The sequence below is a fragment of the Pseudomonas sp. MWU16-30323 genome, assembly GCF_020515595.1.
Lineage (GTDB): Bacteria > Pseudomonadota > Gammaproteobacteria > Pseudomonadales > Pseudomonadaceae > Aquipseudomonas > Aquipseudomonas yamanorum.
In genome coordinates this window covers 271,833-287,796 of the sequence record NZ_JAIWYM010000004.1, presented here as the reverse complement: position 1 = coordinate 287,796, position 15,964 = coordinate 271,833, and the positions used below count along the sequence as shown (strand labels likewise).

General features: G+C 61.5%; 6 protein-coding genes. 3 read left to right on the top strand and 3 right to left on the bottom strand.

Going from position 1 to position 15,964, the window contains the following annotated elements:
- Positions 1–101: 101 nt before the first annotated feature.
- Positions 102–1,802: an urease subunit alpha gene (ureC, locus tag LIY45_RS07700; protein WP_087693127.1), complete on the top strand. Its 1,701-nt coding sequence runs from the start codon at positions 102–104 to the stop codon at positions 1,800–1,802.
- Here ureC and LIY45_RS07695 read toward each other — a convergent pair.
- Positions 1,799–6,964 carry a DUF6543 domain-containing protein gene (locus LIY45_RS07695; protein ID WP_226475863.1) on the bottom strand — a complete coding sequence of 1,722 codons (5,166 nt, stop codon included), beginning with the start codon at positions 6,962–6,964 and terminating at the stop codon, positions 1,799–1,801. The two genes, ureC and LIY45_RS07695, sit on opposite strands and share 4 nt — an antisense overlap.
- Before the next feature lie 268 nt (positions 6,965–7,232).
- Between LIY45_RS07695 and LIY45_RS07690 the strand changes: the two genes are divergently transcribed.
- Positions 7,233–13,136: an NEL-type E3 ubiquitin ligase domain-containing protein gene (locus LIY45_RS07690; protein WP_226475862.1), complete on the top strand. Its 5,904-nt coding sequence runs from the start codon at positions 7,233–7,235 to the stop codon at positions 13,134–13,136.
- A gap of 4 nt (positions 13,137–13,140) precedes the next feature.
- Here the strand turns inward: LIY45_RS07690 and LIY45_RS07685 are convergent, their stop codons facing one another.
- Positions 13,141–13,449 carry a chaperone modulator CbpM gene (locus tag LIY45_RS07685; protein WP_003217397.1) on the bottom strand — a complete coding sequence of 103 codons (309 nt, stop codon included), beginning with the start codon at positions 13,447–13,449 and terminating at the stop codon, positions 13,141–13,143.
- Positions 13,450–13,451: 2 nt separating this feature from the next.
- A complete protein-coding gene (locus tag LIY45_RS07680) occupies positions 13,452–14,399 on the bottom strand; it encodes a DnaJ C-terminal domain-containing protein (protein WP_003217399.1) in 948 nt (315 codons plus the stop codon).
- Positions 14,400–14,687: 288 nt separating this feature from the next.
- Between LIY45_RS07680 and LIY45_RS07675 the strand changes: the two genes are divergently transcribed.
- Complete coding sequence (locus tag LIY45_RS07675; protein ID WP_003217400.1) at positions 14,688–15,956, top strand: Hsp70 family protein; 1,269 nt, start codon at positions 14,688–14,690, stop codon at positions 15,954–15,956.
- The last annotated feature ends 8 nt before the right edge of the window (positions 15,957–15,964 follow it).

Sequence of the window (15,964 nt, the reverse complement as noted above, 5' to 3'; positions counted from 1 at the left end):
TCCCAGGATTTTGGGGCCGCTGCGCAGCCCAGCGGGAGCAAGCCCCCTCGCCACAGCAAGCTCCCTCGCCACATACCGGGAACGATCAAGGAATTAAGCATATGAAGATTTCCAGACAAGCCTACGCCGACATGTACGGCCCCACCGTGGGTGACAAGGTCCGCCTGGCCGACACCGAGCTGTTCGTCGAAGTCGAGCAGGACTTCACCGTCTACGGTGAAGAAGTGAAATTCGGCGGCGGCAAGGTGATCCGCGACGGCCAGGGCCAGAGCCAACTGCTCGCCCATGAGGTGGTCGACACCCTGATCACCAACGCGCTGATCATCGATCACTGGGGCATCGTCAAGGCCGACGTTGGCCTGAAGAACGGTCGCATCGCCGCCATCGGCAAAGCCGGCAACCCGGACATCCAGCCCGGCGTGACCATCTGCGTCGGCGCCAGCACCGAAGTGATTGCCGGTGAAGGCATGATCCTCACCGCCGGCGGCATCGACACCCACATCCACTTCATCTGCCCACAGCAAATCGAAGAGGCGCTGACCAGCGGCGTCACCACCATGATAGGCGGCGGCACCGGGCCGGCCACCGGCACCAACGCCACCACCTGTACCTCTGGCCCGTGGCACCTGGCGCGCATGCTCCAGGCTTCCGACTCGTTCCCGATGAACATCGGTTTCACCGGCAAGGGCAACGCCAGTCTGCCGGAGCCGTTGATCGAACAAGTGAAGGCCGGCGCCATTGGCTTGAAGCTGCACGAGGACTGGGGCACCACGCCGGCGAGCATCGACAACTGCCTGAGCGTCGCCGACGAGTACGACGTGCAGGTGGCGATCCACAGCGACACCCTCAACGAATCCGGCTTTGTCGAAACCACCCTCGCCGCCTTCAAGGGCCGCACCATCCACACCTACCACACCGAAGGTGCCGGTGGCGGCCACGCCCCCGACATCATCAAGGCCTGCGGTTTCCCCAACGTGCTGCCCAGCTCCACCAACCCGACCCGGCCGTTCACCCGCAACACCATCGACGAACACCTGGATATGTTGATGGTCTGCCATCACCTGGACCCGAGCATTGCCGAAGACGTAGCCTTTGCCGAAAGCCGCATCCGCCGCGAGACGATTGCCGCCGAAGACATCCTTCACGACCTCGGAGCGTTCTCGATGATCAGCTCCGACAGCCAGGCCATGGGGCGGGTCGGCGAGGTGATCACGCGTACCTGGCAGACCGCCGACAAGATGAAAAAACAGCGCGGCCCGTTGCCGGGTGACGGCGAAGGCAACGACAACTTCCGCGCCAAACGCTACATCGCCAAGTACACCATCAACCCGGCGATCACCCATGGCATCAGCCACGAAGTGGGCTCGATTGAAGTGGGCAAGTGGGCCGACCTGGTGCTGTGGCGCCCGGCGTTTTTCGGGATCAAGCCAACCCTGATTCTCAAGGGCGGCGCGATTGCCTCAAGCCTGATGGGCGACGCCAATGCCTCGATCCCGACGCCGCAACCGGTGCACTACCGCCCGATGTTCGCCAGCTTCGGCAGCTCGCTGCACGCCACCAGCCTGACCTTTATCAGCCAGGCGGCGTTGGCGGCAGGCTTGCCCGAGCAATTGGGCCTGAAGAAGCAGATCGCCGTGGTCAAGGGTTGCCGCGCGGTGCAGAAAACCGACTTGATCCACAACGATTACCTGCCGGATATCGAGGTCGACCCGCAGACGTATCAGGTCAAGGCCGACGGCGTGTTGTTGTGGTGCGAGCCGGCGGATGTGCTGCCGATGGCTCAGCGCTATTTCCTGTTCTAGGTCCCGAGGATGGCTGTGATCGCCTGGTCGGTCAGAGTCTTGCCCAAGGCGCTGTACTCGCTGTCGATCTGGATAAACGAAGCAGTGTACTCCTCCTGGCTCATGAGGGTCCCCGGCAAGCTGGCGTTACTCGAACGGCCCAGCAGGCGCGCGGTCCGGTCGATGGTGAGGCGCAGGGTGTCCTTGGTCGCGTCCGACAGGTTGCCATCCCCGGCCCAATCCGCTTGCGCCGCTTGATAATCGATCAGCGCCTCGAATTTGGCCTGGATCTTTGCGTAGTCCGCTTTATTGGCCTTTTGCAGGAAGTCGGTCCACATCGGCTGCTCCAGTAAATTGGTACGCAGCTGCTCACCTTGATCCAGGGTCATGACGCGCTCAAAAGCCGCCTCAATCATCTGCGGCGTCACGTATTCCTCGCGGTACAGCATGCTCTTGGCCTGCCATGGCAAATCCAGACGCGTGGCCAGTCGTGCGGTATACGCCAGGTAGATCTCGACCTCATCGATGTCTAGTATCTCTTCACCCGCCTCATCGACGTGAATGACCCGCGCACCCTCCTCGTCGTACTCCGGGTACCTGACACCAAGCGCCAACAGTTGCGCCACGCGGTCGTGGGCGATGCGGCCCAATTCGTCCATACGCCACTTGCCCCGGGCCAGCTTGAATACCGCACGCCTTACCACATTGGGGTCGTCGCTGAGATACGCCTCCCGCCGCAGCACCTCCACCCCCATCGCATTGAACAACTGCGCCCCGGCGTCCACGCAGGCCGTCGGAGTGCCTGCCATCCGGAACAACTCGTCGCGCAACTCGGCGCTTTCCCCCATGGCCTCCAGCATGCGCCAAACCTTCTCGGTCAGTTCCGGTAACAGTCGGCCACCGTCAACCGAGGCATCACCGGAGTTGCGCAGGGCACGCAATTCGTTGAAAAAAGGCTCGGAGCCCAATGACTGCTCCAGAAAATCCCACAGCGGTTGCTTGCCCAGCCATTCATCCTCCGAAAGACCGGTTTTCCACAGACGACTGTCATACGCGCCACGGACAGGGAACTGACGCTGCGGGTCATTACCCGCCGCCTCGATGTACAGTTTGAACTGATCGAGCAACGCCGGCGCCAAGTGTTCCCGGGACAGCGCCGTTCGCGCCACGATCAACGCATTGTCGGAGCCCGGCGCAAATACAGGGATACGGCTGAGGAAGTTGTCACGTATGTCCAGGATAAACTGGCGCGGCCGGGACAGACGAAACACGCTGGCCGGCCATTCCTGCAAACCGGTGCCGCCCAACCACAGCAGTCGCAACTCAGCCATGCGACTGACATCGGGAGCCATACCCAACGGGTTATTGTCCAGGCCCAGCTCCTCCAACTGAGTCATGTCCTTGAGCTGTAGGACGGCTTGCGGGGTCAGAACAATCTCATTGGCGCCCAGGTACAGGTTTTTCAGATGAGGCATCCGTGCGATCGCTACCGGCAAGCGTGTCAGTTCACACGCTTCCACGCCCAAATGGCGCAGCCCGCGAAAGTTGGCCAGAAATGGCTCAAGGTCATCGCTGGTCACGCTCATTTCCACCAGTTCGATGCGGCTGACATAATTGAAATCGGCACTCAACGCCGGCAATGTGCGCAGTTGCTCGTGCAACTCGACCTCATCCCAGGTGATTTTCTGCCCCTGGTAAACACCGTTCCTGTCGTTGTCCCGAGGGCCGACACGCCTCCAGGCGTCGTCCAGGGTTTGAAGAATCCGTCTCTTGGCCTTTAGCGCTGCCCGGTCCTCCGGGCCGAATTGTTCCACCCCTTCCTTGTGCTGGGCGGCCCACCTCTGCAAGGTTGCCATCAAGGTTCGGTGCTCGTTCTCAAGCACGGTGAGCCAGCCGTCATTGAGCGGATTTTGATCGGGCTTGATGGCTTCGATTTCTTCGTCGGTAATGTCCGGGTAGAGGTCACGGAGACGGTCATTTATTTGTTGAACCCTGCTCCCCGGCCCGCGCCCACTCAACGGGTAGCCCCGCCGGCCATCAGCCAGCAACCGGGGCGGTTCGAAAAATGGCCGTTTGACCGACTGCATCCCCAGGGCCAACCGCAAGCGGTCCCGTGGCAGCAGGTGCTGCTGGACCTTTTCCTGCAACGCCAGGCCCTGCCCCACGTCCCGCAAGCCCACGGCAATGCGGTGTGCATCGGTCAGCGCGTGCTGTAAGGACTCGTACAAACCATCGATGCCGTGCAGGGTTTGGCCATTAGTGTCGTAGGCCTGGTATCGTCCGGCGCCCACCCGCACCAGCACCTTGCGAGCTGCCGCCTGCGGTGAGCCAGAGCTGGCGCGCAAGGTACCGTTGAAGGATCCGTCGCGGACCTCAAGGCGCAGGCTGTCACGCCACCCCGGCAGTTGCTCCAGCGTATTGAGTACCAGGGCTTCGGTGTCAGGCCCCGCCAGCCCCGGCAGGTATGCACCCTCGTAGGCTCGGGTCAGGCGCAGTTGCGCTTGCATCAGGCGTGCTTGCCGGGCCACCGGGAAGGGAATTTTGCGGGTGCTGCGGAGCGCTTCCCGCTCGCCGGGCGTGGCGTTGCTCAAAAGCTCTTCGGCGACCACGTTCGGCAGCCTGGGAAAATCGCGCTGCACCGTTTCTACCTCAAGGCTGCGGGGCAAGTGCGCCTCGCTGTAGCGGCTTTGGAACAGTCGCCTCACATTGTTTTGCGCATGGTCCGCCAAACGCGCCTGCAACTGCTCGCTACGCAATACCCTGCCCTCGGGCAGGTGCTGACCGAGCAGTGCCTTGAGCGGTTGCTCATCGAGCGCGTCGACCACCCGCTCGGCCAACTTGCCCGCCATGAGGTCAGCGCGGCTGATGCGGATCAGGTCCCGCGCGGCCACATCACCGTACTGAATCGGCTCCCCCGTGCCGTGAAACACTTGGATGGCCTTGCTCGCAGGCCATCCCCGCATGTCCACCATCAGCAAGGCCGCGTAATCGCACAACGACTCGGACAGTCGCCCCGCGCGTATCTGCTCGCCGAGAACGCCCACATCGCTGTAGACCTGAAACCGGCGAATCGTGTCACGCAATAGCGCAGGGGTTGGCTCGCTTTCCGCGTGCAGCCGGCGCAACACGCTGTCGTCCACATCACTGATACGCCGGATGGCCTCCAGTTGCCCGTCACTCATGGCGTTCAGCACCGGCCCAAGACGGCGCATCAGCGTCGGGCCTCGCCAGCGCAGCGGTCGTTGCGCCTCGTGTAACCAGGCGCCCGAACCGTTATGGCGGATCTGCGGCTGATAAGCCTCGGCCCGCTCAGGGTGCTGGATGCGGTATTGCCCGGAATAGGGATCTTCGTTCAGCACATAGTGCCTGTCGGACAGGGCCAGCACCCGGCGTCCGGGAAGGTGATGCACGCCCACCTCGTCAGGCGTCGAGGTGGCGGGCGGACCGGCTTTGAGCGCGTAAGGCTCGATGTTCGGCTTCCACAAACGCTGCGCCCCGGAAGGCAACCTGACCGACTTCAAACCTTCGATAAACGGTGACACGGTGAAATGAAACGCCGCCCCGCCCACTGCCAGCATGGCCACGTTTTCCAATACGTCGCCTACATGTGACCAGCCTGCCTCCCGGTCGCCTTCACTCAGTTCGATCGCCCCCTCCAGCACCTCGTACAACAACTGGCCGGCAGTGACCACCGCCATCAACGCCCCCAACGGCGGAATGGCCATCGACACCAGGTTCAGCACCAGCAGGCCGAGGTTCATGTAGTGCGACAGGCGACGATGACGATGGTTGGCGTCCGCCATGATCGTCGGTACCGCCATGACCAGGGCGTCCTCGAACATACGCTTGCGGGTGCCGTCGTAGAGTTCTTCCCACAGGTCCACGTCGACCCACAGGCCTTTCATCGAATCGCACTCGATATGCAAGTTGGGCCCTTGTTGGGGCACCCTTACGGTATGGGCCGGTCCCCCCAGCACTGACTCGATGGACCGTATGTTCGGTTCCAGGATCGAGGACCAGAACTGGCCCTTTTCGGAACGCAGCCACTTCAGGGCCCAGCCTCTATCGGGCGCGTCTTCGACCTCCTCGGTGAAACGTCGATAGAAATACGCCAGGTCTTTGCGAGCGATGAAGCGGCTGAGGAAATGCTGGTAATCGGTCGGTACGGGTACGGTCGGCCTGGCACCGGCCGGGTTGGGCCACTGTGTCAGTTGCCGGGTCAGTTCCTGACGAAACTCGGCAAACGACTCGTAGCGTTTGATCGGGTGCTCCGGGTCATCCGGAATGTAGGCGATAAACCAGTTTGAATAGCGGTACTGCACACAGGGATCAATGATTACGCAGCCATGCAGATGCAGGTTCATGATGCAGGGCCGGCGATACCAGACTTGCTTGTCGCCGAGCATGATCCGCCGTTCCCCGCTGGCGACCCGCATCAGCAATGCGTGGTCATCGGCACCGATGTCGCCCTTGAGCAGCGCCACGTAGGCCGCGGCCTTGAAGGCGTCCTTCTGCCGGGCAATGAAGCGGTCATGCAGCAGGTTTTTCGAGACGGTCTGGGTGGGCCGCAAAAAGGTGGTGAGGTGATCCTGGTACTGACTCCCCAGGTCCAGCGTGCGACACAGCTGGGCGAACACCTCGACGGTCAGCGACGTGGGATGGCGCTCGAAGTGGCCCTCGGCATCCGGGGCGGTGATAAAACCCGAGGCGCTGTTAAAGAAACCGGCACGTGTCGCGGGCTCCTCGAAGTTGTTCAAGGCAGCTTGCAGCAGGGAAAAGGTCTGGGTTTTGAAGCCCCCCGTGCGCCGGCCGAAGCTGTCCTCAACCGGGTTATAGAGGCGCACATAAGTCTGGTTCACATCCAGCACATAGCCCTTCTCCCTTAACGCGGCCTCCAGCAACGGCTGGCCAAAGGCACTGGCCTCCTGCACCTTGTGCATGGACTGCTCGAGGGCCGCATGGGAATTGAAACTGGCCTCGACCAGGCTTTTAAGCTGGTCCTTCTGGGCCGGGGAAATGGCCGAGTACCAAGCGGGGATCTCTGCTGCTTTAACTTGCCTGATCGCAGCACGCAGAGAAGGTGACGCGTTGATCAGACTTTGGGGAATAGCAGCCTTGATCTGTTCATAGTGGCGCCCTTCACTGCCCGGCAAGAGGGGCGCTGGGGCTTGAGGTGCTGGCATATCCAAGTACCTTGGTGGAAATAAAGTACGGACCTTAGCCAGCCCCTGCCGGTGTCCGGTGGTAGCTATATAAATCAAAGGAAGACGCACAACCCCATCGTTTCTGCGACCTCATGATTTGAAACTTCCGCGTGGTATTTAACTATGCGTCGCATTGATAAAGCCGGGCTATTTCATTAACTATTGCAGCTCACCCAACACCTTTTCGACTTATTAATCTTCCGCTCGACTCGTTACTCTTTTCCTTTGTTTATCAAAGGAATGAATCATGTCAGAGACGTCCGCAGTGCCCGCCGTTCATGGGAACGACGACAACAGTGAATTTATCAAACAGTCCATCCCGGACTGGCTGGCCCAGTCGTCAGCCCAGCGCATCAGTGCGTTTAGCTCGGTCGATCTCGAGCGTTCGCTATGGATGGACAGCCTGTCGCCGCTGCAGCGCAGGACATTGAAAAGCGTTAACGAAGCCTGCTTGAAGTCCCAACAGGCGGTGGATAAAGAGCTGGAAAATGTACAGACACTCAAGGCGTTCGCTGCGCCTTTGTTAAATAAGGCGCTCAAGGACACGTTCAACATCAGCCTGGATATAGAAGGCACTTATCTTCGCCTGTACAAACCCTTGAAACTGGGCACGTTCGGCGTAAAAGTGAACACGTTTAAAGTCATGGAGGTTTCGCTGTTACAGGCGGCCCTGCATAACTTTGAAGCCAGCGAATGTGAAGCCGGCGCCTTTGATGTTTCCTCAGGGTTTACCCAGTATCCAGACAAGACCGGCACCTCGCCTGGCATTACCCCCACACTGGGGGTGCCGGCTTTTATAACGCTGTGCCGCACACTGGACATCGGTGCCCGCTACCAGGCGCACCTCAAGGAGACCCTGCTGCCCGCCGATGAAGCCATCGCCACCCAGCGGCGCAACAAGGTGATCACCAGTCAGAAAGACGCCCTCAGGGCCGCCGCCTACCTGGCACTGCTCAAGCAGGATATTCGCCCCGCAGATTTCATCCTGATGCAGCAAGTCATCGACGGCGAACGCAACCCGACCCTTGCAGGCAAGCCGGTGTGGTTCAGTTGCCTGAGCTTGGCAAACCGTGTGCTCAAGGGCTGCGTGGTCTTCACCCCGGTGGAAAAATACCGTTATGCCGAGGACTTCATCGTCTACATCCCCCACGACCCGGTACACCCACTCAAGCGCTATGACAGCTTTGCCGATCTGAAATCAGCGCTGACCCGCCAACTGCTTGCACAGGATAAGCAACCCGTCGAAGCCGACACCGAAGGCCGCCCGGCCCCCACCCGCTATCAGCGTTTTATCAGCCAGTTTTTCGACGAGGCTGACAAGGCCCCCTTCTTCAACCGCTTCACCGAACCGGCTCCCGGCCCTCTCTTGACAGGCGAGGCGGTTGCGCGCTCACCGATCACCCAGACGCTGCTGCAAATTGCCTTCCCTACCCTGACGCAGTTGGCCGTGCCGCAGGAGTTTCCGCCGCCACAACCTGGCCCCCGGGTGCGGGCCGAAAGCCCCAATCTCTATCCGATGGTGGTTTCAAGGCGCGGCCTGTGGGCGGCCAATGTCGACCTGTGGAACGACCTGTACGAACAGGGTCGCGACAAACACCTGAGCGACGCCCGCACGCAGGCCGTGCCGACTGCCGATGTCGACGCGCGGGTACGTGCGCAAAAGATTGCGCATCTGCTGGAGGGCGGCGCGGCCGTATTGGGCCTGGTGTCGATGTTCGTCCCGGTACTCGGTGAATTGATGATGGCAACCATGGCCGAACAGTTGCTGTATGAAACATTCGAGGGCGTGATGGAGTGGAGCGAAGGCGACCGAGAAGCGGCGAAACAGCACGTGCTTGATGTCGCCCAGAACCTGGCCGTCATGGCTGTGCTGGCCGGCGCCGGAAAAGGCCTGCAAAAACTCACTCTCCCGCCGGCGCCAGCACTGATTCAAAGCCTCAAGCCAGTCAAATTGCCCAGCGGCGAGCAGCGGTTGTGGAAGCCGGACCTGGCTCCTTACCGCAGCGAGGTCACCCTGCCCGAAGACGCCGTCGTCGATGACCTGGGCCTGCACCGTCATGAGCAACACCCCCTGCTGCCCCTCGACGATCAGCTCTACCAACTCAAGCCCGAGCCAGGCAGCGACACCTACCGTGTGCAGCATCCGACGCGACCGGACGCCTATGCCCCCGAAGTGGCGCATAACGGTGCCGGCGCCTGGCGCCATGAAGGCGAAGAACCGTCGACCTGGGACGGCCCAATGCTGATGCGCCGCCTGGGTTACCGCACCCAGGGCTTGAGCGACGCGCAACTGGAACAGGTGCGCGTGGCCAGTGGCACCAGCAAGGATCAACTGCGCCAACTGCACGTCGAGCATCAACCGCCACCCGCGCTGTTGACCGATAGCCTGGAACGGTTTCGGATCAACCAGCAGATCGACACGTTTATCCAGCAAATGAGCAGCGATGATCCCCTCGTCTATACCCAGGCAGACCCACTGTTGCAGGAGCAAATCGTCGATCACAGCGGGCTCAGCCATGAACCGGCTCCTGGCAGCACCCGGCAGGAACTGGCTGAACAATTGGCCCGGTGGCGTCGAGATATGGCCCGCGAGGCGAGCAAGATCCGCAGGTCGCTGTTCGACACACGCTATCGTGCGTATGACGCCACACGGGACCCGCACGTACAGCGCCTCAAGGATGAGTTCAGTGACTTGCCAAGCAGCGTGGCCAGCCGATTGCTGGAAACCACCACCGAGGCAGCACAGCCGGGGATATCGCCGCGCCTGAGAGCGTTGGCCCGCGAATACCAACAGGAAGTGCGCCTCGAGCGGGCCTATGAAGGGCTATTCCTTGACGTCCTGGAAAGCCAGGACAGCCGGCGCCTGGCCCTGCATACCCTGGAAACCCTTCCGGGCTGGCCGCAAGACCTGCGTCTGGAAGTCCGCCTGGGCAGCGAGCGAGGGTCACTGGTAGATGCCATCGGCGCGCAATCCGCTCCCTATAAAAGGGTGCTGGCCATGGACCCGGATAACCTGTTCGGCCAAACCGACCTCTATGGCGCGGTGCTGGCAGCACTCAACCATGTCCAGCGGCGCGCCTTGGGCAATACAGCACGCGACGCCGGAACCCTGAGAGCGCGAGTACGGCAGGCGCCGTTGAACCGCGATGCACTGCGCCCCGTACTGCTGGAATACCCCGTGTTCAGGCAGCCCCTGACAGGCAATCCAAGGCTGTTGGGGGGCATGCCGCTACTGTCTTTGAACCAACTGCGCAGCCCCGCCGGCCGGGTACGCAAGCTGTACCCGGGCTTCACCGAAGAGCAGGTCAACGGGTTTATCGAAACCCAGGGTGCTGACGTACGCAACGAGCTGACACGCCGGGAAGAGCAATACGCCACCCTCAAGCGCGAGCTGAAAGCCTGGGTGACCCAAAGCGCCCGCGAGGAGCGCTCCCGCGACTCGGCTTCCTATTCGCCCGGGAGCAGGGAGCAAGCAGTTGCCGGGCGGTTGAAAGATTGCTGGCGCCGTCAGTCCATCGATAGCGCAGGTGAGATGACCGGGCGCCAACTGAAAATCAATGCGCAGGTGAAGCTGCCGAGCTTGAGCGCCGACTTCAGCCATGTTGACGAGTTGATACTCGATCAGGTGAGCCTTACCGATACGCCGGAGCAGTTCCTGAGCCACTTTCCGAACCTGAAGCGTCTGACCCTGCAGTTTCTCGGCGGTCTGGAGCAACACACACTGACGGAGTTGCCCGCAGCCATCACGGCCATGAAAGAGCTCACCTATCTGGACCTCAGCGACAATGCCATCCGCCTTACCGAGTCCACGGCCACCCGACTGGCGGGCCTGACCCGGCTTGAAGTACTGAACCTGAAAAGCAACCCGTTGGGCCAACTGCCCGACTTCAGCGGCATGACCCGACTGCGCACGCTCAATCTTCGCCTCACCGGCATCGATCAATGGCCGCCAGGGTTGCTCGACCTGCCGGCGCTGGAGGTGGTTGATCTGTCGGCCAATCGCCTGACAGCAGTGCCCGAGAGCCAGCTCAACCCTCCCGCCGCTCAGGTTGAGGCCAGCATCCGGCTCAACCGCGTGACCCTGCTGCACCACAACCCGTTCACCCTTGAAGCCAACGAGCAGATGCGCGCCTACCTTTTACGCATGGCGCGTACTCGCCCCGGATGGCGTAACACCGGGTTGCCAGAGGCGTTCCGGGTGCCCATGAGCAACGACCCACAGGTGGCGCGCCTGCGCAATCTGTTCCCCGGCTTCAACCAGGCAGACGCCGAGCGCTTTGTGCTGCAGGCAGGCACCGATGCGCAAGCGGCATTGACCCGCCTGGAAACCGAGTGGCAAACCCTGAGCACCCGCCTCGAGACCTGGGTCGAAGAACACTTCATGGTTGACGCCGGCAATGATCGCATCCACCGCGGCCGCGCCGTTGAACGACGCCAATTTGCCGAACGGCTCAAGCAATGCTGGCAACGCAGCACCCCCATCGCCCGGTCCAACGACGGCAGGCCCATCGGTCACGAACTCGACCTGTCCGGCTTGAATATCGGCGAGCTGCCCACCCTGGAGGCGGACTTCAGCCATGTCGGGGTGCTCACTGTCCGTGACATGCCGTTGAATGCCGGGCTGGATCGCTTTCTGGAGCACTTCACCTTCACCCGCTGGCTAGACCTGTCGCAATCAAGGTTGAGCGCGATCCCACCTTCGCTCGCAAGGCTGACCCGGTTGACCCGGCTGAACCTTCAACGCTTGCAATTGACGATGACGGAGGCCGACCTGGCCGTGCTTGAAAGCATCACGACCCTCAAATCCCTTGACCTGAGCAGCACCCCCTTGCCCCGTGCGCCAAACCTCGGCGCGCTGACGCAGTTGCGCGGCGTGATGCTGAGAAACACCGGCATCACCCAGTGGCCCGACGGGCTTGGCGTACAGCCGGTGCTGGACCTCATTGATCTGCGCGACAACCGCATCAGCACGCTGCCACAGGCCCAAATCAACCCGACACCCGACCAGGCAGTGGCTGCCATTCGGGCCAACAACGTGACGTTTATTGAGGGCAACCCACTGACGGAGGACGCTCAGGTCGAGCTGATGAACTACCGGCTCAATACCCTTGCACAGTACCCCGAAACAGCCACCGGACGGCTGCAGGGAAGCATGCGCTATCAAGCCCCCCGGCCCCGCCCGGCAGAGGAAGAGCCCATTGAAGCGTCGGACGAGTCGGAGGTGGAAACGCAATCCGGGCATTGGATGGAGGGTCTGGCGCCCGAGCAGGTCACTCGCCGAAAAGCCATGTGGGAGACCATTGCCACCCAACCGGGCGCCGAGGTGTTCCTGGGTATCCTGAACAATCTTCGCGAGTCGGCGGAATACCGCTCCGCGTATGCCGACTTGCAGGCGCGTGTCTGGGCAATGATCGAGGCCGCTGGCGCTCACGACTTGCGCGAAGAGCTGTTCGCCATAGCCGGCGATCCACGCTGCGGCGATCGCGCGGCGCTGGTGTTCAGCGACATGGAAATCAAGGTCATGACCTGGAAAGCCACGCGCATGGCAGGCGACGGCGATGTCGGCACGCCCCTGCTGCACCTGGCGCGGGGTCTGTTTCGCCTGGACGAGGTTGAAAAGGTCGCCAGTCGGAACATCGGCAGCCGGGAAGCACAAATCCGCCTGTCGAACCGCACACCTGAACAGAAGCTCGCCGATATCGCCAAACTGGAAGACATCGAAATCCGCCTGGCCTACCGCATGGGCCTGAGCGAACGCCTTGAGCTGCCGGGCCAACCCTCGGACGCGCGTTACACCGCATCGGGAAGGGTGTCCCAAGCGATGCTCGACAGCACTGCCACACAGATTGAAAGACTGGATAACACCGAACTGTACCTGCACTCGCTACTGGGCAGAGAGTTTTGGCAGACCTTTATCCGTAACCGATATGCCGAACAGTTCGAGGCCCTCAGGGAGCCGTTCCAACTGCGTGAGCAAGGGTTGTCCGAGCAACACGAGGCGGGCGTGCTGACCGACGCCGACTACGAAACCCAGGCGCAGGATGTGCAATTGCAGCTGTCGATTGAAGAGGCAAGGCTGGTTGAATCACTGACCCTCAAGGATTGGATCGGCGCCCTGAAGCCATGCAAAGAAGGTTGCCTCATCGTCTGACGCGTCAGGGTGTCTGCACCAACCGCCCCAACCGTTGCTTGAGCATCTGGTTCTCGGCCCGCAGTTGCTGGACTTCCTCCAGCAGGTCGAGCGCCAGGGCGACGCCTTCCCATTCCAGCTCCAGGTCCTTTTGCAGCGCCGAGGCACGCTTGGCCAGGGCCAGTTCGTAATCGGTGAAACGCCAGGACTCGGGACTGGTCCCCACCGGTTCAACGATGCCGTGCTCGACGATTTCGATCACGTAGGCCACCGACAGGTCGGTGGCCTCACAGAATTCTGCCATGTTCACTTGAACCAAACGGGGACTGCTCATCGTTAGCTACTCCATGATTCTCTTGGATCGAAGGCGGCTTTTTGTGCCAGTTCCTGCCACAACGCCTTGACCTCGTCGTCGGTGTTTTTCGGCATCACCGCCTTGAGTTGCACAAACAGGTAACCGCGCTGCCCGGCCTTGTTCAACAAGCCGTGACCCTTGGCGCGCATGCGCTGGCCGTTCTGGCTGCCGGCCGGCACCTTGAGGTTGATCTTGCCGGTGAGGGTCGGCACCGCCACTTCCGTGCCCAACGCCAGCTCCCACGGGGCCAGCGGCAGGGTAATGATCAGGTTTTCACCTTCCACATCGAATTTCGGATGTGGCGCGAACTTGATGATCAAGTACAGATCACCATTGGCCCCACCGCCAATCCCCGGCGCGCCCTGGCCCTTGAGGCGGATGCGCTCGCCGTCGGCCACACCGGCCGGGATCTTCACGTTCAGGCTCTTGGTGGTGTTGCTGACGTGCTGGCCGGCCGCGTTGTATTGCGGCACCTGGAAGTTGACCTGTTTGGACTCGTTGGACAGGGTCTCTTCAAGGAAGACCGGCAGTTCCATTTCCACATCTTGCCCCCGGCGCCCGGCGCTACGGCCCTGGGCACCACCAAAACCATTGCCGCGCGAACCGAAGATCGAGCTGAAGAAGTCCGAGAAGTCGCCGGTGTCCTGGCCACCGCCGCCATAGCCACCACGGCTCTGCCAGCCTGGCGGGCCCTGGAACGGCTGGCCATGTTGGCCGTATTTGCGCAAATCGTCGTATTCAGCGCGCTTGTCGGCGCTTTTCAGCGCTTCATAGGCTTCGGACGCGTCCTTGAACTTGGCTTCGGCGTCCTTTTCCTTGCTCACGTCCGGGTGATATTTGCGCGCCAGCTTGCGATAGGCGGCCTTGATTGTCTTGTCGTCGGCAGTCGGCTCGACGCCAAGAATCTTGTAATAGTCTTTGAAGTCCATCGGGAGTATCACCGTCCGTTATCGATATCGCACTGCCAGCGTCACAGCATGCGCCTGTTTGCGGCGTCTGGATTGACCGATCTCAATCTTGTGACCGAAGGGTGCGTCAGAAGTTTATCGGCGCTGCGGGCAGAATCCTGCAGCCACCAACCGTATGGGGAGGATTTGGGGGCAAACACCGGGCTTTCAAGGTAACAAGTCCGTTGTATTTAGCGGATAGTCGGCCTACGCATCTGCACGCGGGTGGCATACACTGCGCGGCCGTTTTTCAACCGGAACCCGATTGACATGAAAAACCCATCCCCAGCCCGTGCCTGCGGTATCGACTTCGGCACGTCCAACTCCACCGTCGGCTGGATTCGTCCCGGCATGGAAACGCTTATCGCGCTGGAGGACGACAAGATCACGCTGCCGTCGGTGGTGTTCTTCAACTTCGAAGAACGCCGCCCGGTGTACGGACGCCTGGCCTTGCACGAGTACCTGGAAAACTACGAAGGCCGGCTGATGCGCTCGCTCAAGAGCCTGCTGGGTTCCAAGCTGATCAAGCACGACACCAGCGTATTGGGCACGGCCATGCCGTTCACCGACCTGCTGGCGCTGTTTATCGGCCAACTCAAGAGCCGCGCCGAGACCACCGCCGGGCGTGAGTTCGACGAAGTGGTGCTGGGCCGCCCGGTATTTTTCGTCGACGACGACCCGATGGCCGACCAGGAAGCCGAAAACACCCTGGTGGACGTGGCCCGCAAGATCGGTTTCAAGGACATCTCGTTCCAGTACGAACCGATTGCCGCGGCCTTCGACTACGAGTCCACCATCGAGAAAGAAGAACTGGTGCTGATCGTCGACATCGGCGGGGGGACGTCTGACTTCTCCCTGGTGCGCCTGTCGCCCGAGCGTCGCCAGATCGATAACCGCCACGACGACATCCTCGCCACCGGCGGCGTGCACATCGGCGGGACCGACTTCGACAAGCAACTCTCCCTGGCCGGCATGATGCCGCTGTTCGGCTACGGCAGCCGCATGAAAAGCGGCGCCTACATGCCCACCAGCCACCACATGAACCTGGCGACCTGGCACACCATCAACTCGGTGTACTCACAGAAATCCAAGCTGGCGCTGGGCAGCATGCGCTACGACATCGAGGACACCGGCGGCATCGACCGCCTGTTCAACCTGATCGAACAGCGCGCCGGGCACTGGCTGGCGATGGAAGTGGAAGAAACCAAGATCCAGCTGACCCGGCAGGACAGCCGCCATGTGCTGCTGGACCGGGTCGAGCCGGGGTTGAGCGTGGAACTGAGCCGGGCGTTGTTCGAGTCGGCCATCGACGGCCTGCTGGAGCGGGTGCGCAATGCGGTGACGCAACTGCTCAACGACGCCTCGGTGGACGTGGCCCAGGTGGACACGGTGTTCTTTACCGGGGGTTCCAGCGGGATTCCGGCGCTGCGCCACAGCATCTCGGCGATGCTGCCGAATGCGCAGCATGTGGAAGGGAACATCTTTGGCAGTATCGGCAGTGGTCTGGCGATTGAGGCCAGCAAGCGGTACGGCTACTGATTACACGG